At 35.3% G+C, this 23,356-nt stretch carries 23 protein-coding genes; all 23 read right to left on the bottom strand.

The genetic code is table 11. From position 1 onward, the window contains the following. Nucleotides 1–4: 4 nt before the first annotated feature. Entirely contained in the window at nucleotides 5–916 is a 912-nt protein-coding gene (gene era / locus CEF14_RS01985; RefSeq protein WP_102691297.1) for a GTPase Era, read from the bottom strand. Beyond that, the gene (locus CEF14_RS01980; protein ID WP_102691296.1) at nucleotides 903–1,310 is read right to left on the bottom strand and encodes a cytidine deaminase; all 408 of its coding nucleotides are present in this window, start codon (nucleotides 1,308–1,310) and stop codon (nucleotides 903–905) included. The genes era and CEF14_RS01980 overlap by 14 nt, the downstream gene beginning before the upstream one ends. A 10-nt stretch (nucleotides 1,311–1,320) precedes the next feature. Then, nucleotides 1,321–1,683: a diacylglycerol kinase family protein gene (locus CEF14_RS01975; RefSeq protein WP_102691295.1), complete on the bottom strand. Its 363-nt coding sequence runs from the start codon at nucleotides 1,681–1,683 to the stop codon at nucleotides 1,321–1,323. Beyond that, nucleotides 1,670–2,158 (bottom strand): rRNA maturation RNase YbeY, encoded by a 489-nt coding sequence (gene ybeY, locus CEF14_RS01970; RefSeq protein WP_102691294.1) that lies wholly within the window; start codon nucleotides 2,156–2,158, stop codon nucleotides 1,670–1,672. The genes CEF14_RS01975 and ybeY overlap by 14 nt, the downstream gene beginning before the upstream one ends. Nucleotides 2,159–2,174: 16 nt before the next feature. Continuing rightward, complete coding sequence (locus CEF14_RS01965) at nucleotides 2,175–4,304, bottom strand: HD family phosphohydrolase (protein ID WP_102691293.1); 2,130 nt, start codon at nucleotides 4,302–4,304, stop codon at nucleotides 2,175–2,177. A gap of 278 nt (nucleotides 4,305–4,582) precedes the next feature. Next, a complete protein-coding gene (locus CEF14_RS01960) occupies nucleotides 4,583–5,539 on the bottom strand; it encodes a PhoH family protein (protein ID WP_102691292.1) in 957 nt (318 codons plus the stop codon). 2 nt (nucleotides 5,540–5,541) lie between these two features. Then, the gene (locus CEF14_RS01955) at nucleotides 5,542–6,660 is read right to left on the bottom strand and encodes a sporulation protein YqfD (protein ID WP_102691291.1); all 1,119 of its coding nucleotides are present in this window, start codon (nucleotides 6,658–6,660) and stop codon (nucleotides 5,542–5,544) included. Between the two features lie 5 nt (nucleotides 6,661–6,665). Continuing rightward, a complete protein-coding gene (locus CEF14_RS01950) occupies nucleotides 6,666–6,905 on the bottom strand; it encodes a hypothetical protein (protein ID WP_102691290.1) in 240 nt (79 codons plus the stop codon). A gap of 50 nt (nucleotides 6,906–6,955) precedes the next feature. Further along, complete coding sequence (locus tag CEF14_RS01945; protein WP_102691289.1) at nucleotides 6,956–7,420, bottom strand: hypothetical protein; 465 nt, start codon at nucleotides 7,418–7,420, stop codon at nucleotides 6,956–6,958. A gap of 41 nt (nucleotides 7,421–7,461) precedes the next feature. Continuing rightward, nucleotides 7,462–8,472 (bottom strand): flotillin-like protein FloA, encoded by a 1,011-nt coding sequence (gene floA, locus CEF14_RS01940; protein WP_102691288.1) that lies wholly within the window; start codon nucleotides 8,470–8,472, stop codon nucleotides 7,462–7,464. A 13-nt stretch (nucleotides 8,473–8,485) separates the two neighbouring features. Further along, nucleotides 8,486–9,238, bottom strand: a complete 753-nt coding sequence (locus tag CEF14_RS01935; protein WP_102691287.1) for an NfeD family protein — start codon at nucleotides 9,236–9,238, stop codon at nucleotides 8,486–8,488. A gap of 88 nt (nucleotides 9,239–9,326) precedes the next feature. Beyond that, nucleotides 9,327–11,318, bottom strand: coding sequence for an ABC1 kinase family protein (locus CEF14_RS01930; protein ID WP_102691286.1), 1,992 nt, complete (start codon nucleotides 11,316–11,318; stop codon nucleotides 9,327–9,329). A gap of 191 nt (nucleotides 11,319–11,509) precedes the next feature. Beyond that, nucleotides 11,510–11,683, bottom strand: a complete 174-nt coding sequence (rpsU, locus tag CEF14_RS01925) for a 30S ribosomal protein S21 (RefSeq protein ID WP_004227078.1) — start codon at nucleotides 11,681–11,683, stop codon at nucleotides 11,510–11,512. Between the two features lie 119 nt (nucleotides 11,684–11,802). Continuing rightward, a complete protein-coding gene (deoC, locus tag CEF14_RS01920) occupies nucleotides 11,803–12,471 on the bottom strand; it encodes a deoxyribose-phosphate aldolase (RefSeq protein ID WP_102691285.1) in 669 nt (222 codons plus the stop codon). 710 nt (nucleotides 12,472–13,181) lie between these two features. Further along, nucleotides 13,182–13,988 carry an SDR family NAD(P)-dependent oxidoreductase gene (locus CEF14_RS01915; protein WP_102691284.1) on the bottom strand — a complete coding sequence of 269 codons (807 nt, stop codon included), beginning with the start codon at nucleotides 13,986–13,988 and terminating at the stop codon, nucleotides 13,182–13,184. Nucleotides 13,989–14,202: 214 nt separating this feature from the next. Continuing rightward, nucleotides 14,203–15,081: an N-acetylmuramoyl-L-alanine amidase family protein gene (locus CEF14_RS01910; RefSeq protein WP_211284550.1), complete on the bottom strand. Its 879-nt coding sequence runs from the start codon at nucleotides 15,079–15,081 to the stop codon at nucleotides 14,203–14,205. A gap of 84 nt (nucleotides 15,082–15,165) precedes the next feature. Beyond that, the gene (gene mtaB / locus CEF14_RS01905) at nucleotides 15,166–16,500 is read right to left on the bottom strand and encodes a tRNA (N(6)-L-threonylcarbamoyladenosine(37)-C(2))-methylthiotransferase MtaB (protein ID WP_102691282.1); all 1,335 of its coding nucleotides are present in this window, start codon (nucleotides 16,498–16,500) and stop codon (nucleotides 15,166–15,168) included. A gap of 15 nt (nucleotides 16,501–16,515) precedes the next feature. Further along, nucleotides 16,516–17,253 (bottom strand): 16S rRNA (uracil(1498)-N(3))-methyltransferase, encoded by a 738-nt coding sequence (locus tag CEF14_RS01900; RefSeq protein ID WP_102691281.1) that lies wholly within the window; start codon nucleotides 17,251–17,253, stop codon nucleotides 16,516–16,518. 17 nt (nucleotides 17,254–17,270) lie between these two features. Continuing rightward, a complete protein-coding gene (gene prmA, locus CEF14_RS01895; RefSeq protein ID WP_102691280.1) occupies nucleotides 17,271–18,209 on the bottom strand; it encodes a 50S ribosomal protein L11 methyltransferase in 939 nt (312 codons plus the stop codon). A gap of 18 nt (nucleotides 18,210–18,227) precedes the next feature. Next, nucleotides 18,228–19,355, bottom strand: coding sequence for a molecular chaperone DnaJ (gene dnaJ, locus CEF14_RS01890; protein ID WP_102691279.1), 1,128 nt, complete (start codon nucleotides 19,353–19,355; stop codon nucleotides 18,228–18,230). A gap of 414 nt (nucleotides 19,356–19,769) precedes the next feature. Beyond that, on the bottom strand, nucleotides 19,770–21,599 hold the full coding sequence (gene dnaK / locus CEF14_RS01885) for a molecular chaperone DnaK (protein WP_102691278.1): 1,830 nt from the start codon (nucleotides 21,597–21,599) through the stop codon (nucleotides 19,770–19,772). Nucleotides 21,600–21,643: 44 nt separating this feature from the next. Further along, nucleotides 21,644–22,234: a nucleotide exchange factor GrpE gene (grpE, locus tag CEF14_RS01880; protein ID WP_102691277.1), complete on the bottom strand. Its 591-nt coding sequence runs from the start codon at nucleotides 22,232–22,234 to the stop codon at nucleotides 21,644–21,646. Between the two features lie 28 nt (nucleotides 22,235–22,262). Then, nucleotides 22,263–23,285 carry a heat-inducible transcriptional repressor HrcA gene (gene hrcA, locus CEF14_RS01875; protein ID WP_102691276.1) on the bottom strand — a complete coding sequence of 341 codons (1,023 nt, stop codon included), beginning with the start codon at nucleotides 23,283–23,285 and terminating at the stop codon, nucleotides 22,263–22,265. Nucleotides 23,286–23,356 lie beyond the last annotated feature (71 nt).

The raw sequence follows: 23,356 nt of genomic DNA, 5'->3' as shown, positions 1-23,356 counted from the left end.
CGTTTTAGTATTCATCGTCACGATAACCGTAATCACGAAGTTGTGATGCACGATCACGCCAATCTTTTTGAACTTTTACCCAAAGTTCCAAATAAACCTTACTACCAAGTAGTGTTTCAATATCTTTACGAGCACGTGTACCAATTTCTTTTAATAAGGCACCACGTTTACCAATGACTATTCCTTTTTGAGAGTCTCGCTCAACAATAATTGAGGCATTGATACGTACGAGATCTTTTCCTTCATCTTTTGCAATTTTTTCGATTTCTACAGCAATAGAATGTGGTACTTCATCACGAGTTAAGTGAAGCACTTTTTCACGAATAAGCTCTGCAATGATAAAACGCTCTGGATGATCTGTCACTTGATCAGCAGGATAGTATTGCGGACCTTCTGGTAAATATTTCTTTATTGTATCAAGTAAATGTTCTACATTATTTCCTTGAAGTGCAGAAATAGGGATAATTTCTGCAAATTCAAATTCTGCTTTGTATGATTCGATAATTTGCAATAACTCATCAGGATGTACTGCATCAATTTTGTTCACAACTAAAAAGACAGGTGTTTTTGTCCCTTTAAGCATTTCCATAATGTATTTATCACCGGCACCCAGTTTTTGTGTCGCATTAACCATGAACATGATCGCTTCGACTTCACGTAAGGCATTTTTGGATACCTTTAACATAAACTCACCAAGTTTATGTTTTGGTTTATGAATCCCTGGTGTATCGATAAAAATCATCTGAGAATCATCTGTTGTGTATACACCTTGAACTTTATTTCGAGTCGTTTGTGGTTTATCACTCATAATAGCAATTTTTTGGCCAATCACATTATTTAGAAATGTTGACTTTCCTACGTTAGGTCGTCCAACAATAGTGACGAATCCTGATTTAAAAGCTTTATTTTCCTGCATTCATTAAATCCTCCGGTGAAAAGGCGCCTGGTAACAACTCTGCAACAGTTGTTTCTTGTACGTCACCTTTCATATTTGTTAAGTATACTGGCATTTCTGGTGCACAAAATTCTGAAATAACTTGTCTGCATGCTCCACATGGTGAACAAGGGCCTTCTGTATCTGCAACAATTGCGATGGCTGCAAAATCTCGATCACCTTCAGAAACTGCTTTGAACATCGCTGTACGTTCTGCACAGTTCGTCATTGAGTAACCAGAGTTTTCAATATTACATCCTTTATACACTTTGCCATCAGCCGTTAATAATGCTGCACCTACTTTAAATTTTGAGTAAGGTACATAAGCCTTTTCTCGTCCTTCTTTTGCAAGTTCAATCAACTGATCTTTGTTCATTTTATACACCTCAAATCCATAAATTTAACCATTTCGGTATAAATATTAGTATTCCGATTATAACACTTGCAATCGCAAAAACAAGAACAGCTCCTGCAGCAATATCTTTTGCAGCTTTCGCTAGTGGGTGAATATCTGGAGACGCAAGGTCTACTACACGTTCAATTGCAGTATTCATCATTTCAAGAAAAAGCATAACGGCTATTACTATGACAAGAATAATCCATTCGATTTTAGATAAACCCGTGAACGCTCCAGCTACAATTACGACAAAGGCAACCATTAAATCAAATCGAAAATTTTGTTCTGTCATTACTTGTTTTATACCTGCAATTGCATATTTAAAAGAACGGAAAAATTTACGCGTGTCCATTGTTTTCACGTGTTAAGCCGTAAGATTCTAAAATCTCATCTTGCTTACCAAACATAATTTTTTCATCTTCAGGAACCATATGATCATAACCAAGGACATGAAGAAAACCATGAACAGCAAGAAATCCTAATTCACGTTCAAATGAATGACCATATTCTTCTGCTTGTTCTCTTGTACGATCGATTGAAATGATAATATCTCCTAATATACGTGGCATACCTTCAGCAATAATCGGTGTTTCCCCTTCTCCTACTTCTTCTAGTGCAAAAGAAATAACATCTGTAGGTGCATCCTTATGGCGATATTCACGATTAATCTCATGAATGGCATCATTTGTTACGAAGGTAATTGAAATTTCAGTACCATCTTCGATATTCTCTACTTTTGCTGCATGTTGCAAAAGATTTTCCACTAGTGCAATATCAGATTCCTTTACTTTTCCTGTTTCATCTAAAAAATCAATATTCAAACTCATTATATGCCTCCCAGGCTTATTTAGGCTTCGGATATTCGATACGTGAATGGAAAATTCCATTTAAAGTTTCACAAAAAACATTCTCTGCTGTTTTTAGTTCTCGGATAGAAACATCACATTCATCAAACTGTCCATCCTGTAATTTGTCTTGTATGATATTGTGAACAAGCTGCTGTATTCCTTCTGATGTTGGGTTTTTCATCGAGCGTACAGCGGCTTCAACACTATCTGCAATACTTATTATAGCAATTTCTTTCGTTTGTGGCTTCGGACCTGCATAACGAAAGGCAAATTCGTCAACATCCGGGTTATTTTCTTTCTCTTTATAGTAAAAAAACTTCACTAAACTTGTGCCATGATGTTGTCTAGCTATATCGACTATTTCTTTTGGAATTTTATGTTGCTCTAATATTTTAGCACCATCTTCAGTATGTGCAATAATAATATCTCTGCTTGTCTTAGGCGGTAATTGATCATGCGGATTAATCCCAGACATTTGGTTTTCAACAAAAAAGCCAGGTCTTTTTGTTTTCCCAATATCATGATAATAACAACCAACTCGTGCAAGTAAACCATCTGCACCAATCGCTTCACAAGCTGCATCCGCTAAATTAGCAACCATGACACTATGATGGTATGTTCCAGGCGTCTCCACTAAAATTTTCTTTAATAATGGATGATTCGGATTTGATAATTCAATTAAACGATCTGTTGATAGCAAACCAAATGCAGATTCGATAAAAGGCACTAATCCTAAAGTTAATGCTCCCGATAATATAGCTGAAACAATTGCAGCAGTTAAATAATAAACCAATTCTTTTGGACCGTAATTTGATTGTGAGAGAAGCAAGTAAAAAGCGATAAATGCGATATTAACAGCAGAAACATTCAAACTAGTTGTCATCACACTGGATTTTCTCTTTACATTTCTCATTAAATAGATACTTGCAAAACCACTAAATATTATATACAAAGAGACTTCCATTTGAATAACAGAAGAATACCCTTCTTGAAATACAATTCCACCAACTGCTGCAGTCATAATAGTTGTTAATAGTGCAATTCGCTCATTCACTAATTTTCGTATAAGCATAGGTATAACAGCTGCTGGGAATATGAAGCCAATCATAACATCAAATTCACTTGACACTAAATTTAATAATTTCATAGCTACAATAGATGCCAGATAAATACTAATGGTAATGACTAAATTTCTTGTTTTTAGTTTTGTATCAGCTTTCCAATTATAAAACGTTGCATAAAAAAAAGCCATTTGTAATAGTATAAACAAGCCTAATCCCAGAATTGGCTTATACGATTGTTTGTTAGATAACATACCCAAAATTTCAAGTTGATGATAGACATCTCGATCAATTAATTGCCCCTCTTGTACAATTATTTGACCTTGTAATATTCTAATTGGATCGACATTTGCCTTTTCCTGCTCTATTCTCTCTTTCGTTAGCTTATCGTCTTTTTTGTCATTTTCTACGATAGATGTTCTCGCTATTGTAATAGCAATTGAGCGTAAATTTTCCGGAATTGAAAAACTATTTCTAACGGATTTTTCTACACTTACTTTTGCATCTGAAACTTGTTCTTGGCGAATTGGCTCAGTTAACTTTTTAGAAACTATTGATATTAATTCATCACGAGTTGAAATAAGATCTTGCTCATCTTGTGACAATAATGTTGAAAGTTCTTGATCCGTAAATCTAATGGTTTGTCCATTTGTATCAATCTCATCAAGTTTCTCACGTAAACTCTTAATCTGTTGTTCTAATATACGATCTTTCGTTAATTTTTTCTTTTCATTTCCGATTGTTTCTTTAACCTCAATTATGTAGTCGAATGTTGCTTTAATGATGGCTGACTGATTTTTTCCGATATCAGGTGAAAACGAATAAACAGGATTCACCTCACTAGCAACTCTGTCTCTTTCTTGCTGCGTTTTTTCAGTATCTTCTACGGTTTTTACAGAACGAATTGTTGCAGGTGATAATTGAAATAACTTAATATCATAGTGTTCACCTTCTATATCACTTATCATAATGAAAAATTGTATAATAGCAGTAATTGCTAGTAAACTTGCTAAAAGTAATGGAAAACGTACAAATTGGTGTATTGTTTTCATAAAATTAATCATCTGGCCACCTCCTACCTTCTTTTATCATACCAAGCGTCTGGAGATTTGCCATCATTATTTAGTAGCAATTAGTAATTTTATTTTTTTTACATAAATTAGGTAAATTTCGAAGCTGGTTTAATTGGTAATTGACTAGATTTGGATTGGTTCTATTTACTATTCTTATAGACGTGCTATAGATATTTTTACAAAAGGACCACTCAATCGATTAACTGTTTCAACTTGTTGCATCAAAAAATCAGAGGAGCAAATTTCCCTCTGATTTTACTTTTTCTATATTATTTTTGTTCTTCATAAGCTTGAATAATTTTAGCAACGAGTGGATGTCTGACAACGTCTGCTTGTTCTAAAAATCTAAATTCAAGTTCTTTTACATTTCGCAATGTATTTTCTGCACTAATAAGACCTGATTTTGCACCATTCGGTAAATCAATTTGTGTTTTATCACCTGTAATGACCATTTTTGAGCCAAATCCTAAACGAGTTAAAAACATTTTCATCTGAGCCTCTGTTGTATTTTGAGCCTCATCTAATATAACAAATGCATCATCTAATGTACGACCACGCATATAAGCTAGCGGGGCAATTTCAATTGTTCCCCGTTCAATCATTCGAGCTGTTTGTTCTGCCCCTAGGACATCATTTAAAGCATCGTATAATGGTCTTAAATATGGGTCAACTTTTTCTTTTAAATCTCCCGGTAAGAAACCTAGGCTTTCACCAGCTTCAACTGCTGGTCTTGTTAAAATAATTCTTTTTACATGACCATTTTTCAATGCTTGTGTAGCCATGACTACAGCCAAATACGTTTTCCCTGTTCCAGCAGGTCCAATACAAAAAACCAAATCTTTATGACGGATTGCTTGAATATATTGTCTTTGCCCAATTGTTTTTGCACGAATTATTTTGCCTTTTGTATTTCGTGCAATTACTTCATCATAAAGCTCAGAAAAATATTCAATCGTCCCGTTTTTAGACATTTCTAGTGCTGACACAACATCACGCTGATTGATGTTAATGCCTTTTCTTATGACTTTCAATAATTGTTGTACTAAAAGACTAGCTTGTTGTTTATTGTCTTCTTCACCCACAATGACTATTGAATCACCACGGGTAATCATTTGAATACGGAAAGCTTCTTCGATTAATTTTAAATTGACATCAGAAATACCTAGAAGCATGACTGCTTCATTTGGATCTTGCATTTGTAATTGAATTGGTTGTTGTTCTGTCATGCTCAATCTCCTTGGTTAATCGCTTGTTTAACTGCAATATTTTCATTTACTAAAAACAATACTTTCCCTCTTACTGTATCATTATCAATTGTAACATTCAAAAGTTTTTCACGCTTTACAACGGTTTTTGGTGGTAATTCTTTTACATATTTTTGATGCAAAAGGGGGATTATCATATTTTCAATTGAATTTTCGTCAAGCGTAACTTTTTTTTCAATTAATTCTTGCTGTAAGTATACTTCACCAATCGCTGAAAACCACTTAGGTAATTTTACGACTTTCCATGCATTTTCATTCTTTTTCTCATTTGCCCAACGGAAATGATACGTTTTTTCTCCCATAGTCTTATAAGAAATCCTTTTTGGTATTGAAAAGTCAGATTCTATCCAGTAATCTGCATACACTTCTCCCTCTGCTCCATAAACGATATCTTCTTCACCACGTTTTAATACACCTGATACCAGTAAATCACCGTTTTTTACAGCATCATTTTCTTCTACTACTCGTTCACCTTTTTGTAAGTTAAAGTGTGTAATAACACCACTTTTATTTGCTATTAAATTGCCCTTTACAGAGTCATTTGTGACTTCGTTTTCAATCACTGGGGCTGCTAATGGCTCAAAAATCAACTTACTTCCTCTTCGATGAATATGAATCCAAGAAAGGTCTCGATGTTTCGATAATATAAATTGTCTAATCATTGAATCATCTGGTTTATTCTTCTTCATAAAAGGTCCTGCTAAGTGCATTTCATTTAAGGTTGTGGACAATTCTTCTGTTTGCTCTGGTGTTGCATTTTCAATAGACACTTGCCAAATCCATTGAGAAAATAAGAAAGGAATGGCAAGCAAGAGAACTAATCCAGTGTAAACAATCCACTCTTTACGTAATACTTGATCGTCATCTAATGACTCTATTCGAAAAGTAATGCCATATTGATAACGTAATTTCCGAATAGTGGGAAGATGTTTTCGTACAGTGTGGAATGACACTTCATCTTCTGTTGTTGTAAGGTGACGCAATACGATTTTGGATTTTGTTAGTGCGTTTAAAAAAGCTGGGAGTCTTTTCGTTCTTTTAATACGAATTCGAACAATACGATATTCTCGACTTTTTTTCATACATCCTAATCCTCTATTCTGGTGAGCTCAATTTTTTTTAAGTTTTTCATGTCAAGTGCTAACAATTCATCTCGAAGAAGTTTTACATGAAAGGATTCAGCTTCAATTTGTATACGGTAATCTTCATGCAAAAAAGTCATGTGGTGATCTGCAATCGTTTCAAGCATTAAATCTCCTCTGATTCTAATTTGCTGGAAGTTTTCAATTTCGATCAGAGGCATCACTTGTAATAGCCTTTTCGACATAAAAAACCCCCTCTCTTTTTAGCATATGCTACAAGAGAGGAGGGCATGTGTTATCTTTTCGATTTGGGTGGTCCTAATATTTCAGCCATTAAAAATGCTTGCGCTAAATCATTTGAATTCTTCGGAAAAGTAAACCCAGAACTAGAGGAAGTTTTTTCTTTTTTAGAAACTTCCATAGGATTGGATTTTTGTATGATTGTTGAACGCTCTGAACGCTCATTTGTTGTTCGATCAATTCGTTCACCGACTTCCTTTTTAAGGAGTCGCTCCACTTTTTGATCTATACGCGTAATTTGTTTTTTCTTTTCATCTATTTCAGGTATTTTATGTTCAATATCCTGTAGAACATTCTTTGTATACTCCTCCACTTTATGCATTTTTTGATCTAATTTCTTTGACCCAAATTGTGGGATTGGACGATTAATGGGAGGAGGTGTTTTTGTATTCTTTTCATTTTTATCTTTGAAGAAATAGCCAATTAATGAAGTGATAATTAAGATAATAATCGCTTCCATAAATTTAGCCCCCTATCTTCATGTACATATGATTTGTTATATTATTGATCATCGGAAGTTTTATTTGCGTCATGCCCATTTTGATTCATTTTACCAATGGAATCACGCATACCTGTATCTGCTTGAATGTTTTTGTAATTCATATAATCCATAATTCCGATATTTCCTGAGCGTAATGCCTCAGCCATTGCCATTGGTACTTCTGCTTCAGCTTCAACTACTTTTGCTTTCATCTCTTGTACTTTAGCAATCATCTCTTGTTCAGAAGCAACTGCCATTGCACGTCGTTCTTCAGCTTTCGCCTGAGCAATGTTTTTATCTGCTTGTGCTTGCTCGATTTGTAATTCCGCGCCAATGTTCTTGCCGACATCAACATCTGCGATATCGATAGACAGAATTTCAAATGCAGTACCTGAGTCTAAACCCTTAGATAATACTGTTTGTGAGATTGAATCTGGGTTTTCAAGAACATCTGTATGACTTTGTGAACTACCTATTGTACTGACAATCCCTTCACCAACACGTGCTACAATGGTTTCTTCACCAGCACCACCGACTAAGCGATCAATATTGGCACGAACAGTAATACGCGCTTTCGCTTTGACTTCAATCCCATTCATCGCAACACCTGCAATAAACGGTGTTTCAATAACTTTTGGGTTAACTGACATTTGAACTGCTTCTAGCACATCACGACCAGCCAAATCAATAGCAGCGCAACGTTCAAATGTTAACGATATATTAGCACGATGAGCAGCGATTAATGCGTTTACAACACGATCAACATTCCCGCCGGCAAGATAGTGACTTTCCAATTGATTAATCGTTACAGGAAGACCTGCTTTATGTGCTTTGATCAAAGGATTAACGATCCGCGAAGGAATTACTCGACGTAAACGCATCCCTATTAGTGTGAAAATACTTACTTTTACTCCTGCTGCAAGTGCTGAAATCCATAATGCTACAGGTACAAATGTGAATAGTACAACTAGCGCTAAAAATACTACTACAATTGCAATAATTGTAGCTAGTAAACTACCTGTTAAAGCCATTGATTTTATCCTCCTAATCTTTATGAGACTCTCGTACAACAATACGAACGCCTTCTACTTTAATGATTGTGACTTTTTTATGAGCATCGATATAGCCACCTTCTGATACGACATCAATTCGTTCTTCCCCTAGCATTGCCGTACCAGAAGGACGGAGAGGAGTAGTTGTAATCGCTTCCTGCCCTAATAAATCAATTCGATTCTTATTTGATACATAGCCTTTCTCCGTATCGGTTGAATCGTTTAAAACCATTTTGTTAAAGAGATTTAATTTCTTACCAAAAAATTTCATCATAATCACCATTCCTAAGACTAACACGATTAAGGCTGTCAAAATTGCATAAGCCATATGCATCGTATCGGTCCCTGAGCTTAAAAGACTTATTATAATTGTTGCAAAGCCCAAACTTCCTACAATACCACCAGGTACAATCACCTCTAAAAGTAATAAAATAACGCCCAATACTAATAAAAAAATACTTTGCCAAGTTGCATACCCAGCAATCATATGAATCACGTAAAAGAACAATAATGCTAAAATACTTAAAATTCCACCAAAACCAAAATGGGGTGAAAAAGCTTGTAATACAACTCCCATACTAGCGATACAAAGTAAAAGTGTTACAACAATCGGTTGTGTCATCCACAAAAGCCATCCATTTACTTGCTGAGATTCTACATCAGCAGCATATACAGTGATTGCATGAAGTGGAATAGCAATTAATACGGTCAATATGGCAACTATTAAAATAGTGGTTTTTGGCATCAGCTAAAACTTCTCCCCTCCTCTCACTTATACAATCTTATCCATATAACATACGAATGATTAGGCTATAAGTTTCATCTAATTTCAATTATGCTTTTTTCGAACTTCGTATTGCATGAATGGAGAGACGAACAAGAATTACTCCGCTTAGGAATAGTCCTAAAAACGATGCTGTATTTAAATAGATGGCAGATACAGAGTGGATGAATTGTGAAATCGCTAATAATGACACGGAAATAATTCCAAAAGTAATTCCCACTAACAATAACATAAATAAGGATAACCATTGATTGACAAATGAGCTACTAGCTCTTTCTGAAAATACGTCTAATTTAACCGTCACTTTTCCTTTTTCAATCGTTTCTGCCATATTTTCAAAACGTCGAGGTAAATCTTGCAAAGTCGGTAAAAGCATAACTAGTTCTTGCTCTAACATTTCCTTAGCATCTCTAAAATTGGATACTGGCAAAAAGTCTTTTTTATTTCTAGAAGTAAAACGCTTAGCTTCAGTGAAGAGGTTATAATTCGTATCAAGAATATTTAACGATCCTTCTAATGTTATAAGTGCACGTAAAGCAACCCCTACCATTGGATAAAGACGCAATTCAAATTTTTGAATGATTGTAAATAGATTTTGCACTAATTCTTCAACAGATATTTTATCCAAATAAGATAGCTGAATAAGTAATTGACTAAGCGATTGTATTAAATTATCCTCTTCATGAATTTCTCCGTCTTGGATTAAATATTTTAGTCCTTCCAATACGATTCGTGGATCATTCCGTTCAATACCAATGAACAATGTTCGCAGGCCTTGTTGTTGTAATGGACCAATTCTTCCTACTGCTCCAAAATCTAAAAAGCATGCTTGACCTGTTTTTTCTAATACAAAAATATTGCCTGGATGAGGATCTGCATGAAAAACCCCAGTTACAAGTAATTGCTGTAAAAATGTATCATAAATTGAGCGCATTAAATCGTTTTCTTTTATACCATGCTTTCTTAATAAGATTGCACTATCTCGAATACTTACTCCATGAATGTATTCAATCACTAAAATCATTCGATTACTATATTGCTTATAAACCTTAGGAATTTTGACGCTTTTTTTATCTTTTCGTAAAGCATTTGTCAATTGTTCCATATTTCTTGCTTCTATTTCAAAATTTATTTCTTCTCTCAGACTGTTTGCAAACCCTGTAGCTAATTGGTGTATGCCTAAGTTTTCTGCCCATGAAGATTCTTCAACAAGCCATTCTGAAAAGTGCAAGAGAATATCTAAATCCTGATTAATCACTGAAGTTACATTTGACCTTAAAAGTTTGACAATTACTTCTTCTCCAGTTTCTCTTAATACTGCTTTATGTACTTGTCCAATTGAACCTGCTGCCAGTGGTTGATCATCAAAATACTTAAATACCTCTTGTAGTGGTTTTTGAAGTCCTATCGATAACTGGGTATGTAATTGTTCAGCTGTCATTGGTTTGACATTTTGTTGTAGTTTTGATAGTTCTTCTATAAAAGCTTGCGGTAATATATCTTTTCTCGTGGACAATACTTGTCCAAATTTAATAAAAATGCCACCACATTCTTCTAATGTGTTGCGTAGTGTAGTTGCAAGGAAACGGTCATTTTCATAGGTTCTTTTGTACTTTAAAGTACGTCCAACACCTTGTTTAAAAGCTATTCTAAAAACTTGAGTGAGTCGTCTTTGTCGTTTCCAAGTACCACGTACCCTCATGATAATATTCCGATTGCCAGTTAGTCTCTCACCACGTTCTCCTAATTTAATAGGATCAAATAGTTCCAATATTAAATAAAACAGCATCGTAATTAATAACATACTTCCAATCCACACAAGGGTGCCAATATTGGTAACTTCATAAATCATGTCTTCTTTTGGAAAGTTAGTATGTCTTAAATAGGAATACCAATAAACAAAAGTAGTGAATACTACACTTAAAGTAGCCGACAGTACTTTCTTAGTAAAATTAAGCTTAGTTCCTATAAGACGTCCACTCACAAAATAATTCAAAATCCCTATTCCAATTAGTTGTAAAGCTGTCCATAGATAATGCATGGAATCACCTTCAAAGTTATGTTTTTCTATATTTATATTAAAACACAAACTACTTGGTAATGCTTGTTAGAACATTAAAGAAAATAAATAAGCCAAGAAATCAATTAAGATTTCTCGGCTTAGATTATTTGCGAGTTTAATAAATCATGATAGTGCGTGTTTAGAACGTAGGGATTGTCTAGGAATTTAAATTACCACTTACGTTTACGTGCAGCTTCTGATTTCTTTTTGCGTTTTACGCTAGGTTTTTCATAAAATTCGCGTTTTCTTACCTCTTGAATTGTACCACTTTTAGAAACAGTACGTTTGAAGCGGCGAAGAGCATCTTCAAGCGATTCGTTTTTTCTAACGACAGTTTTTGACATCTCTCTTTCCCTCCCTCCGAACACACGTCAAAGCACAACATTATGTAATAATATGAATAACGTTGTGTACTAAAGAATTATAACTTATTACTAACATTTGGTCAATACTATTGGGCGAATTAATAGTCTGTTTTTGATTTTTGGCCTTTCATAATTTTAACACCAGAACTTGCACCAATACGAGTTGCGCCTGCTGCTACCATTCCTTCTAAATCTTCTAAGCTTCTGACACCGCCAGATGCCTTAACTCCGATTTCAGATCCAACAGTTTTACGCATTAATGCTACGTCTTCTGCTGTGGCTCCACCTGTTGAAAAACCCGTTGAAGTTTTCACAAAATCTGCTCCAGCTGTAACAGATAATTCACATGCTTTTACTTTTTCTTCTTCTGAAAGCAAGCAAGTTTCAATAATAACTTTTACTAAAGTACCGTTTGCTGCTTCTACTACTGCTTTAATATCATTCTCAACTAAATCATATTGTCCACCTTTTAAAGCACCAATATTAATCACCATATCAATTTCATCAGCACCATTAGCAATTGCATCTTTTGTTTCAAACGCTTTTGTAGCACTAGTAGATGCCCCTAATGGGAAACCGATTACTGTACAAACTTTTGATGTTGCTTCTTTTAATTCAGCAGCAGCAACACTTACCCATACAGGGTTAACACAAACTGAAGCAAAATTAAATTCTTTAGCTTCTTCACATAATTTTATAATTTGTTCTTCTGTTGCTTCTGGTTTTAATAAAGTATGATCAATATATGAAGCATAGTTTTTAGCCATCTTGGAAAACTCCTTTAATTTTAGAGATGTACGTACCTCTCAAGTCTATCATGACTCATAATATTTTTTCCACTAAAACGTAAAACTAAATTTCCAACCATTATAATTGATTTCAAAGGATTTTGATCGATACTTATTTCAAATATACCTTAATAAAAAACCCGTATGATTTTAAACACCATACGAGTTTATTTATTTTACTTATTTCACTCAATTTCATAAATACTTTTTTAGCCGAAAAACGCGAATGTTATCTAACATATACAATCCAATAACTGGGATTATATATGTAATATACTATTTGCTTAATATCCGCTCCAGATGGCGCTTTCGTGCTAAGTGAGCGTTGAGGCCATTGAAAAAGGGGAGTAACACAAAAATTTATAGCATATATCCGCTGTTGAACGATAGTGGAATTAGCTCCGCTTTCCGTGGACGAACTGACGAGCCTCCTCGTTCCTGCGGGGTCTCGTCTAGTCCGTTTTCCCACAGGAGTCTACGCTAATTCCACTTTCAATTAAGATTGTAATACAAGATTTTTATCATAAAAATCTTGCTATTTATTACTTTTTCAATATCCTAACTTCGTTCACTGTGGGATCTCACCTATCTCACTTTCCCACAGGACATTGAATTAGCTTCCTTGAATAGATGTTCGTGTTTTATATTAAAACTTTGAATTATGAAATTTACTCATTTATATCAAGGATTTATTTTTGTTGTTCAGCCATCCATGCATCAAGGTCTGCAATTGTTGGGTTACCAATATAGTGACCACCTTCAATTTGCATTACTTGACCTGTCATAAATTTAGATTCATCAGAAGCTAAATACACAACTGCATAACCGATATCTTCTGCTTCGCCATTGTATGGAAGTGCGTTGTATTTCGTAAAAATTTCAAGCATTTTTTGAGGTAAATTATTTTTTGCAGCTGGCGTTAGGATTAACCCAGGTGCTATAGCATTACAACGAATTTTATCTTTGCCATATTGTGTAGCAATATATTTTGTTAAATGTGCTACCCCTGCTTTTGATGCACCATAAGCTGAACGAATTGAGTCAGAAGCAAATGCAGCCATTGAAGTCGTATTTATGATTGAACCGCCACCAGCTTTTTGCATATAAGGTATGGCATAACGAGCACCAAGTAGGACCGATTTTAAGTTGACATTCATCAAACGATCCCATTCATCTAAGTCCATATTGACGACATCTAAGTCTTTGCGTAAGTTGGTAATACCAACATTATTATAAAGAACATTTATTGTACCGTAAGTGTTTACTGTGAACTCTACAGCAGCCTTTATAGAAGCTTGGTCACCTGCATCAAGGAATACTGCTAATACTTCGTAACCCTTTTCTTGTAGGGATTTTGCTTCTTTTTTTGCACCTTCGATATTGAAGTCAGCTAAAACAACTTTAGCGCCTTCTTTCGCTAATAATTGAGCTGATGCTAACCCAATTCCTGATGCAGCACCTGTTACTAATGCGATTTTACCTTCTACACGTCCCATTTAAATTTCCTCCTTTTTTGATAAGAAGAATACTTCTTATTATCATTAAATATATTTTAACATCTAAATATTAGATATTAAAATAAAAACCATCAAAAAAAGATTTCACCTTAAAGTTTTCCGGTAAAATCTTCTGATACAACTATATATCCAATTTTTTAAGCATGTTTTATTTCTCAATTGAAGAAATGTCTATCAAGTTAAAATCACTAAACTAAAGATTATGAAAATACTGATCTACACCTTTGGTAATGTAAGTGGTTAGTTTTTCTAAGTATTTTTTATTAGAGAGATTACGATCTTCCTCAGGATTAGTAACGTAACCTAATTCTATTAATATGACAGGCACCCGTGACCAGTTAAATCCTGATAAACCCGCTCGATAATTAACGCCATTCTGATAAAGTGAAAATTCTTTTCCTACCTCCTCAACAATTGATTTAGAGGCTTTACGGCTTTCTTTAAATACTTTTTTTGTATATGGATTATCTTTCGTTGGAGCAATAATTGAAAATCCTTTTGCATTTGAATTTTCAGCTCCATCTGCATGCATCCTTATGAATAAGGATGATTTATGTTTGTTTGCTATTTGAGCTCGATCACGATTCGATAAATCAACATCATTTGATGTACGAGTTAATATTACTTGATAACCTTTTTGCTTAAGTTTTTTTTCTAGCATTTTTGAAGCTTCTAGTGTGATTGCGTATTCCGGTTTCCTTGTAACAATCCCCATTGAACCCACTGTTGCTTTATACTTTGTTTCAACAGAACCAGGTGCAACAGGCTCAGGAGCAATATTTGCACGTTTTTGATGGCCAGGGTCAATTGTAATGACTACTTTTTTTACCTTTTTGGAATGAGCAGCAGCTTTTTTGCTAACTTGTTTATTGGTAGTTTTCTGCTCAGATTCTAATACTTTCTTTGTAGGTTTATTCTGATGATTTTCTAGTTTACTAGTAGCATAATGACTATTCAAATGATTGTTTTTACTATTATTCAGTAATCCTTGTTTGGTTTGATGATTGACAATCAATATAACGCTTGAGACAACGAGCGTCATAATGATTAATGAGATGGTTAATTTTTTCAACTTCATCGCCTCAATTCGTTGTTATCTATTACTATAACAAAAAAGCCTAGCTTTGGTCGCTAGGCTTTTTGACATATTCTAAAATTATGCATTAACGGTATCAATAACGCGAACGAATTGAGCATGTGAATGTGGATATCCTGCCTTGTCAATTTTGACTTTCACTAGTTTACCAATCATATCTTCAGTACCTTCAAATACAATTTTCAAATAGTTACTAGTATAACCTGTAAGCAATCCTGCTTCTTCGCCTTCTTTAATTACTTCTTCTGGTATTACTTCAAGTACTTGATTTTCAAACTTCGAAGCATACTCTTTCGCGAGTTGATCATTTAAGGTTAATAAACGATGAACACGTTCATTTTTCACTTCTTCGTCTACTTGATCTTCCATACGAGCTGCAGGAGTACCCGTACGTTTTGAGAATGGGAAAACATGTAATTCTGCAAATTTATGTTTTGCAATAAAGTTATAAGTTTCCATAAATTCTTCTTCTGTTTCACCTGGGAATCCAACGATTACATCAGATGTAACTGCAAGATCCGGTAATACTTCACGTAATCGATCTAAACGTTCTCCGAAGAATTCCATTGTATACTTACGGCGCATACGTTTTAAAACAGTATCAGATCCAGATTGAATTGGAATGTGTAAGTGATTTACAACAATTTTAGAATCACGTAATACTTCGATTACTTCATCTGTTAGTTGACTTGCTTCGATTGAACTGATACGTAAACGTTTTAAACCTTTTACATTAGCTTCAATATCACGAAGAAGTTGTGCTAAGTTATAATCTTTTAAGTCTTGTCCATAACCGCCTGTATGAATACCAGTTAAAACAATTTCTAAATAACCAGCTTCGACTAATTGTTGTGCTTGACGTACAACCTCTTTTGGATCACGAGAACGCATTAGACCGCGAGCCCATGGGATGATACAAAAAGTACAGAAATTATTACAGCCTTCTTGAATTTTCAATGAAGCACGTGTACGGTCTGTGAAATAAGGTACATCCAATTCTTCATATACTCTATTTTTCATAATATTTTTTACTGCATTAATAGGTTGACGTTCTTGTTTATATTGTTCAATATATCCAAGCATTTTCATACGATCTTGCGTACCTACAACTATATCAACGCCAGGAATTGCCATAATCTCAGCTGGAGAAGTTTGGGCATAGCATCCTGTTACGCAAATTACTGCATCTGGATTTTGACGAATCGCACGGCGAATCACTTGACGACTTTTTTTGTCCCCTGTATTCGTAACAGTACATGTATTTATGACATATACATCCGCTTGATGATCAAATTCTTTCCGTTCATAACCTTCATCTTTAAACAGTTGCCAAATTGCTTCTGTTTCATAGTGATTCACTTTACATCCAAGTGTGTGAAAAGCCACTGAAGACAAGGCTGCTCACCTCTTTCATTCAAATTCATAAGAAATAGCAGAAAGCACATAGAAAGGTGCAGTTTCCGCTCGTAATATTCTAGGTCCTAGTGATATACACTGACATCCTAATTGTTTTAGAGCTTGTGCTTCCCCTCGATCAATTCCGCCTTCTGGACCGAAGATGACAAGCATTGATTTATAATCATACACCTTTTTTAGCTGTTCGGCAAATCTCGTACGCACAACTTGTTTAGCATCTTCTTCATCTGCTAGGAAGACGACATCATAATTTCCTACTTCTTGTAAAAGCTTTTTAAAACTAATAGGTTCTTGAATTATTGGTATATGGGTACGATGGGATTGTTCAGCAGCTTCTTTTGCTATTTTTTGCAATCGTTCTTGTTTCTTTTTTCCTTTTTTATAGTCCCATTTGACAATTGAACGTTCAGCTTCAAATGGAATCAAAGCGTACATTCCCAATTCAGTTGATTTTTGCACGATTAAATCTAATTTGTCGCCTTTTGGTAATCCACAAGCGATTGTCACATTGATAGGAAGTTCTGGTGATGGTAACGTACGATGTGTTTTTTGCACACGTACTCCATCTTCTTTTAGATCTGCGATTTCACATATTGTAGCTTCCCCATTATGAACGACGATTATCTCGTCCCCAACACGCATACGCATAACTTTTGAAATATGGTGAGCATCATCCCCGCTGATGATTGCCAATTCATTGTCAAATGATTCATTGATAAAATATCGTTGCATAAGTACACTCCAAAAATTTAGGATTTACGAGAAATAATTGTAACCCAGTCTTCCATCATCATTACTTCGTCAATGATGAACCCAGCTTTCTCAAGCGATTCCTTAACATCTTCTTTTTTCGCTTCAATGATTCCTGAAGTGATGAAATAACCACCTGGTTTAACAACAGTATAAGCATCATCAGTAAAAGTCATAATAATTTCCGCTAAAATATTCGCTACCACTATTTCAGCTGGCTCTTTCACAGTATCTAGTAAGTTTCCTTGAACTACTTCAATATGATCTTGAACTTTGTTTAGTTTGACATTTAGTTTTGCAGATTGGACAGCCACTTCATCAAGATCTAGTGCATGAACATGTTTTGCACCAAGCATTGCTGCACCAATTGCTAAAACTCCGGAACCAGTGCCTACATCAATAACGGTTGAATCTTTTGTCACATGCTTTTCTAATGCTTGTAAACTCATCACTGTTGTTGGGTGTGTCCCTGTCCCAAATGCCATACCAGGATCTAATTCTATTATTAACTCATCACTTTCAACTGGTTCATAAATTTCCCAAGTTGGAACGATTGTAAAACGATTTGAAATCTTTACTGGATGATAATATTTTTTCCATGCAGTCGCCCATTCTTCTTCGTTTACTTCACTAATTGAAACTTCATTAGCACCAATATTAATATCAAAATTAATAAGGTTTGTGATTGCAAGTTTAATTTCTTCTACTGTTTCTCCTAAAAAGCTTGTGACCGGTAAATAAGCTTTTATAATCACACCATCCACTGGGAAATCAGATGGATTTAATTCGTATATTTCTCCAAATTCATTTTCACGAATTTTGCTTAAGTCTTCTGAATCTTCAATAACGACACCGCTAGCACCTGCTTCATGCAGGATATTTGAGATTGGTTCAACAGCTTCGTTGGTTGTATGGATGGATAACTCCGACCATTTCACTTGCAATCACTCCTCTAATTATTCACCTTTAAATTTTTTCTTTATTTTGTCGATTAAAGAACTACTTTGTTCTTCTGGGATATCGCCAGAAATACTAGCAAATTCTCTTAATAATTCTTTTTGTTTTTCAGTTAATTTCTTTGGTGTAATGATTTGGACAATGACATGTTGGTCACCATTTCCATAGCCATGAACGTTTTTAACCCCTTTACCTTTTAAGCGGAAACGATCACCTGATTGAGTACCTGCAGGGATTTTCATTTTTACTTTACCATGAATTGTTGGTACTTCGATTTCATCTCCAAGTGCAGCTTGTGGGAATGTAATTGGCAATTCTAAATAGATATCATCACCATCACGTTCAAATTTGTCGCTTGCACGAACATGGAATACAATGTATAAATCCCCTGCTGGGCCTCCGTTTACACCTGCTTCACCTTGACCACTTAAACGTAATTGTTGTCCATCATCCACACCTGCTGGAATATTAACTTTGATTTTTTTACGTCTTTTAATCGTACCTGCTCCATGACATGTTGAACATTTTTCTTTAATAATTTGACCAGTACCTTGGCAATGGCTACATGTACGACGGTTAACCATTTGACCAAATGGTGTGTTGACTGTTTCTGAAGTTTGACCGGAACCATTACAGTAAGAACATGTTTCTTTTGATGTACCTGGTTTTGCACCTGTACCATGACATGTATCACAAGTTTCTTCACGTGGAATTTCGATTTCTTTTTCTTTACCGAATACGGCTTCTTCAAAACTAATTGTCATTCGGTATTGAAGATCATCACCTTTGCGTGGTGCATTTGGATCACGTCGAGTTCTACCGCCACCAAAGAATGAGCTAAAGATATCTTCAAATCCACCAAAGCCTTCTGCACCACCAAATCCTCCAAATCCTCCAAAGCCTTGGTTTGGATCTTGATGGCCAAATTGGTCGTAACGAGCACGTTTTTGATCGTCACTTAACACTTCGTATGCTTCAGCAATTTCTTTAAATTTTTCTTCTGCCCCTGGTTCTTTGTTTAAGTCAGGATGGTATTGTTTTGATAATTTACGATATGCTTTTTTTATCTCGTCTTTAGAGGCATTTTTTTGAATGCCTAAAACTTCGTAATAATCACGTTTCTCCATCTTTCACACTCCGCTCTTTTCACATAATTATTATTGTACCATGTATCGATAAAATGGCAAAAGCAATATTACAACTTTACTTGTACTTAAAAGTTAAATTAGTTTCAGTACTCAATTAAAAAAGCCAAAGCCCGAGAGCGGTCTTTGGCTTTTCATATTACTTTATAAACGATGAATATTCGGCTTTACACGCCCGCCTCTTAATGGTCATAGTTTGTACTCCATAGATGCCCTTGACATAGTACTTGGTATCTTAGCTATCTTACTTGTAACATCTATCTGCTTGGTAAAAGCAAAAAAGATGTATTTGGTCCAAACCTTGCAACGATTGTCGAGGAAACAGGTGGGATAGCCCTAGCCGCAAAAAACGTATCAGCTATAGACTATTTTATTAAACTCACCCGTTCAGCACTATTATTTATCGTTAACTTCTGTAAAGTCTGCGTCAACAACGCCATCGTCTTTTTTATCTGTAGCTTTACCTTCTGCACCAGCTTGAGCTTGTTGTGCTTCAGCAGCCTTTTGGTAAACTTTCATGATTAATGGTTGAAGAATACCTTCTAGTTTTTCTTTAGCTGATTTAATACCTTCGATTTCACCAGCTTCAAGAGCTTTTTGTAACTCTTCTTTAGCATCAGTTACTGATTTCTTTTCATCCTCAGTAATTTGGTCGCCTAAATCAGTGATTGTTTTATCAACTTGGAAGACTAATTGATCTGCTTCGTTTTTAAGATCAACTTCTTCTTTACGTTTTTTATCAGCTTCAGCATTTGCTTCAGCTTCTTTAACCATACGTTCGATATCTTCTTCAGATAAACCTGAGTCAGATTGGATTGTGATATTTTGTTCTTTTTGAGTACCTAGGTCTTTTGCTTTTACGTTAACGATACCGTTTTTATCAATATCGAAAGTTACTTCGATTTGAGGAACACCACGTGGAGCTGGTGGGATATCTGTTAATTGGAAACGACCTAATGTTTTGTTATCAGCAGCCATTGAACGTTCACCTTGTAATACGTGAATGTCTACAGCAGGTTGGTTATCTGCAGCTGTTGAGAATACTTGTGATTTAGATGTTGGGATTGTAGTGTTACGATCGATTAATTTTGTGAACACACCACCCATTGTTTCAATACCAAGTGATAATGGAGTTACGTCTAGAAGTACTACATCTTTAACGTCACCAGTAAGTACGCCACCTTGAACAGCAGCACCCATTGCTACTACTTCATCAGGGTTTACACCTTTATGTGGTTCTTTACCAGTTGCTTTTTTAACAGCTTCTTGAACAGCTGGAATACGAGTAGAACCACCTACAAGAATTACTTGGTCAATATCTGAAGCAGATAGACCTGCATCACTTAATGCTTGGCGAGTTGGAACCATTGTACGTTCTACTAAATCTGCTGTTAACTCATTGAATTTAGCACGTGAAAGTGATACTTCTAAGTGTAATGGGCCAGCTTCTCCAGCAGTGATGAATGGTAAAGAAATTTGAGTTGTTGTTACACCTGATAATTCTTTTTTCGCTTTTTCAGCAGCATCTTTTAAACGTTGTAATGCCATTTTATCTTGAGATAAATCAATGCCATTTTCTTTTTTGAATTCTGCTACTAAATAATCGATAATTTTTTGGTCAAAGTCATCGCCACCAAGACGATTATCACCAGCAGTAGCTAAAACTTCAAATACACCATCACCAAGTTCAAGGATTGATACGTCGAATGTACCACCACCAAGGTCAAATACTAAGACTTTTTGATCTTGATCCATTTTTTCTAAGCCATATGCAAGTGCAGCAGCTGTTGGTTCGTTGATAATACGTTCAACTTCAAGACCTGCGATTTTACCAGCGTCTTTTGTTGCTTGACGTTGAGCATCGTTGAAGTAAGCAGGAACAGTAATAACTGCTTTTGTTACTTTTTCGCCAAGATAATCTTCAGCATATTCTTTTAAGTGAGTAAGAATCATTGCTGAAACTTCTTGAGGTGTATATTCTTTATCTTCAATTTTCACTTTGTAGTCAGTACCCATATGACGTTTAATTGAAATAATTGTATTAGGGTTTGTAATTGATTGACGTTTAGCTACTTCACCAACTTGGCGTTCGCCGTTTTTAAATGCTACAACTGATGGAGTTGTACGAGCGCCTTCTTTGTTTGCGATTACTACAGGTTCGCCACCTTCTAATACAGATACGCAAGAGTTAGTTGTACCTAAGTCAATACCAATAATTTTACTCATTTCTATTTCCTCCTAAATTTCTTTTCATCAAATTATGATGTGTATTATTCATTCACTTTAACCATTGCTGGTCGTAGTACACGATCTTTAAGCATATAACCTTTTTGTAATTCTTGTAAGACAACTCCTGATTCTTTCGTATCATCTTTCTCTTGCATAACTGCATGATGAATAGTCGGATCAAACGGAGCATCTTCTGTAGCAATTGGTTCTAAGCCTTCTTTTTTTGTAGCTTCTATCAATGAACGGTACACCATTTCGATTCCTTGTTTCATCGATTGGGCATCTTCCGTTGTCGCTTCAACTTGTAGTGCACGTTCAAAATTATCTAATACAGGCAATAAATCTGTAAGTAGATTTTGTGCACGGTACTTTTCTTGTGCTACGCGGTCAATTTGATTACGACGTTTTAAATTGTCGAAATCAGCTCTTAGACGTAAATAACGCTCTTCTTCTTTTTCTAGCTTTTCTTTTAGTAGCGCTAGTTCGTCTAGTTCATCTTCTTTTTCATTGTTTTGAACTGTTTCTTCAACCGTTTCATTTTCAGTTTCCACAGTTGATTCTTCTGCTGGTGTTTCTACAGTTGTTTCTTCGTTTTCTACTAACTGTTCTTTTTCATTGTTTGATTGAGACACTTGTCATCCTCCTCTAATGTCGATCTTACTAGATTTTTCTTTTAAATTGGCTTGATAAACCACTGCTCATAAAATCTAGAATTGAAACTACTCGTTTATAATCCATACGAGTAGGACCGATGATAGCAATAGATCCTTTTAGCTCTTCACCAACCGAATAAGACGCAGTAATAACACTACAATCTTCCATAGCTAAATGGTGGTTCTCTGAGCCTATTCGGATATGAATACCGGTTTCATTTAATGGGAAAATCGATTGTATTTGACTCGTTTTCTCCATTAATTCCATTAGCATTCGGACTTTATTTAAGTCATGGAATTCTGGTTGATTGAGCATCTTCGTCTTTCCACCGTAGTATATTTTACCTTCACCTTGATATTTGTTAATATCAAAGATTGACGATAGCAAGCCATCATAAGTGCCTAAATGCTGTTTAATCACTGCCGCCGCCTCTTGCTCAAGCTTATATTGAAGCTGCTCAAGCGGAACACCGACAAGTCGCTCATTTAATATGTTAACGACTTTCTCAATATCCGACGGGGAATAACTTTTCGGAACCGAGATTAGGCGGTTTTCAACATGACCATTATCCGTTACGATAATAGCCACGGCTGAGTCAGCTGTCAAAGGAACAATTGAAAATTGCTTTACCTTATGAAGCTGAACATCTGGACCCAAAATAATGGAAGTGTAAGTCGTCAAATCTGATAGAATATCAGCAGATTTACGAATAACCTGTTCCGTTTCCAGCATCCGATCTTGGAATAAGGATTGGATGGTTTTGATATCTTGAGTAGTAATAACTTGAGGCTTTAACAAATGATCAACGTAAAATCTATAGCCTTTTTCCGAAGGAACTCGTCCAGAAGAAGTATGTGTTTTCTCTAAAAAACCTAGCTCCTCTAAATCAGCCATTTCATTTCGTATAGTGGCTGCACTAAAGGTCATGCCTTCCTTCTTTGCGATTTGGCGAGATCCAACAGGTTGTGCTGTCGCTATAAAGTCATCTATAATTACTTGCAATATTTGCAACTGTCGATTTGTTAGCATGATCATCACCTCTCGTTGTTAGCACTCACCATCGAGGAGTGCTAATACAATTATTAATTTAACACCTCTAT

It is taken from the genome of Rummeliibacillus pycnus, assembly GCF_002884495.1.
Lineage (GTDB): Bacteria > Bacillota > Bacilli > Bacillales_A > Planococcaceae > Rummeliibacillus > Rummeliibacillus pycnus.
The sequence above is the reverse complement of the archived record's forward strand: the minus strand, read 5'-3'. Positions and strand labels throughout refer to the sequence as shown.

Excerpts from the sequence above, each read along its gene's own strand:
- era (WP_102691297.1), bottom strand. The coding sequence starts at position 916 with ATGCAGGAAAATAAAGCTTTTAAATCAGGATTCGTCACTATTGTTGGA.
- CEF14_RS01980 (WP_102691296.1), bottom strand. The coding sequence starts at position 1,310 with ATGAACAAAGATCAGTTGATTGAACTTGCAAAAGAAGGACGAGAAAAG.
- CEF14_RS01975 (WP_102691295.1), bottom strand. The coding sequence starts at position 1,683 with ATGGACACGCGTAAATTTTTCCGTTCTTTTAAATATGCAATTGCAGGT.
- ybeY (WP_102691294.1), bottom strand. The coding sequence starts at position 2,158 with ATGAGTTTGAATATTGATTTTTTAGATGAAACAGGAAAAGTAAAGGAA.
- CEF14_RS01965 (WP_102691293.1), bottom strand. The coding sequence starts at position 4,304 with ATGATTAATTTTATGAAAACAATACACCAATTTGTACGTTTTCCATTA.
- CEF14_RS01960 (WP_102691292.1), bottom strand. The coding sequence starts at position 5,539 with ATGACAGAACAACAACCAATTCAATTACAAATGCAAGATCCAAATGAA.
- CEF14_RS01955 (WP_102691291.1), bottom strand. The coding sequence starts at position 6,660 with ATGAAAAAAAGTCGAGAATATCGTATTGTTCGAATTCGTATTAAAAGA.
- CEF14_RS01950 (WP_102691290.1), bottom strand. The coding sequence starts at position 6,905 with ATGTCGAAAAGGCTATTACAAGTGATGCCTCTGATCGAAATTGAAAAC.
- CEF14_RS01945 (WP_102691289.1), bottom strand. The coding sequence starts at position 7,420 with ATGGAAGCGATTATTATCTTAATTATCACTTCATTAATTGGCTATTTC.
- floA (WP_102691288.1), bottom strand. The coding sequence starts at position 8,472 with ATGGCTTTAACAGGTAGTTTACTAGCTACAATTATTGCAATTGTAGTA.
- CEF14_RS01935 (WP_102691287.1), bottom strand. The coding sequence starts at position 9,238 with ATGCCAAAAACCACTATTTTAATAGTTGCCATATTGACCGTATTAATT.
- CEF14_RS01930 (WP_102691286.1), bottom strand. The coding sequence starts at position 11,318 with ATGCATTATCTATGGACAGCTTTACAACTAATTGGAATAGGGATTTTG.
- rpsU (WP_004227078.1), bottom strand. The coding sequence starts at position 11,683 with ATGTCAAAAACTGTCGTTAGAAAAAACGAATCGCTTGAAGATGCTCTT.
- deoC (WP_102691285.1), bottom strand. The coding sequence starts at position 12,471 with ATGGCTAAAAACTATGCTTCATATATTGATCATACTTTATTAAAACCA.
- CEF14_RS01915 (WP_102691284.1), bottom strand. The coding sequence starts at position 13,988 with ATGGGACGTGTAGAAGGTAAAATCGCATTAGTAACAGGTGCTGCATCA.
- CEF14_RS01900 (WP_102691281.1), bottom strand. The coding sequence starts at position 17,253 with ATGCAACGATATTTTATCAATGAATCATTTGACAATGAATTGGCAATC.
- dnaJ (WP_102691279.1), bottom strand. The coding sequence starts at position 19,355 with ATGGAGAAACGTGATTATTACGAAGTTTTAGGCATTCAAAAAAATGCC.
- dnaK (WP_102691278.1), bottom strand. The coding sequence starts at position 21,599 with ATGAGTAAAATTATTGGTATTGACTTAGGTACAACTAACTCTTGCGTA.
- hrcA (WP_102691276.1), bottom strand. The coding sequence starts at position 23,285 with ATGCTAACAAATCGACAGTTGCAAATATTGCAAGTAATTATAGATGAC.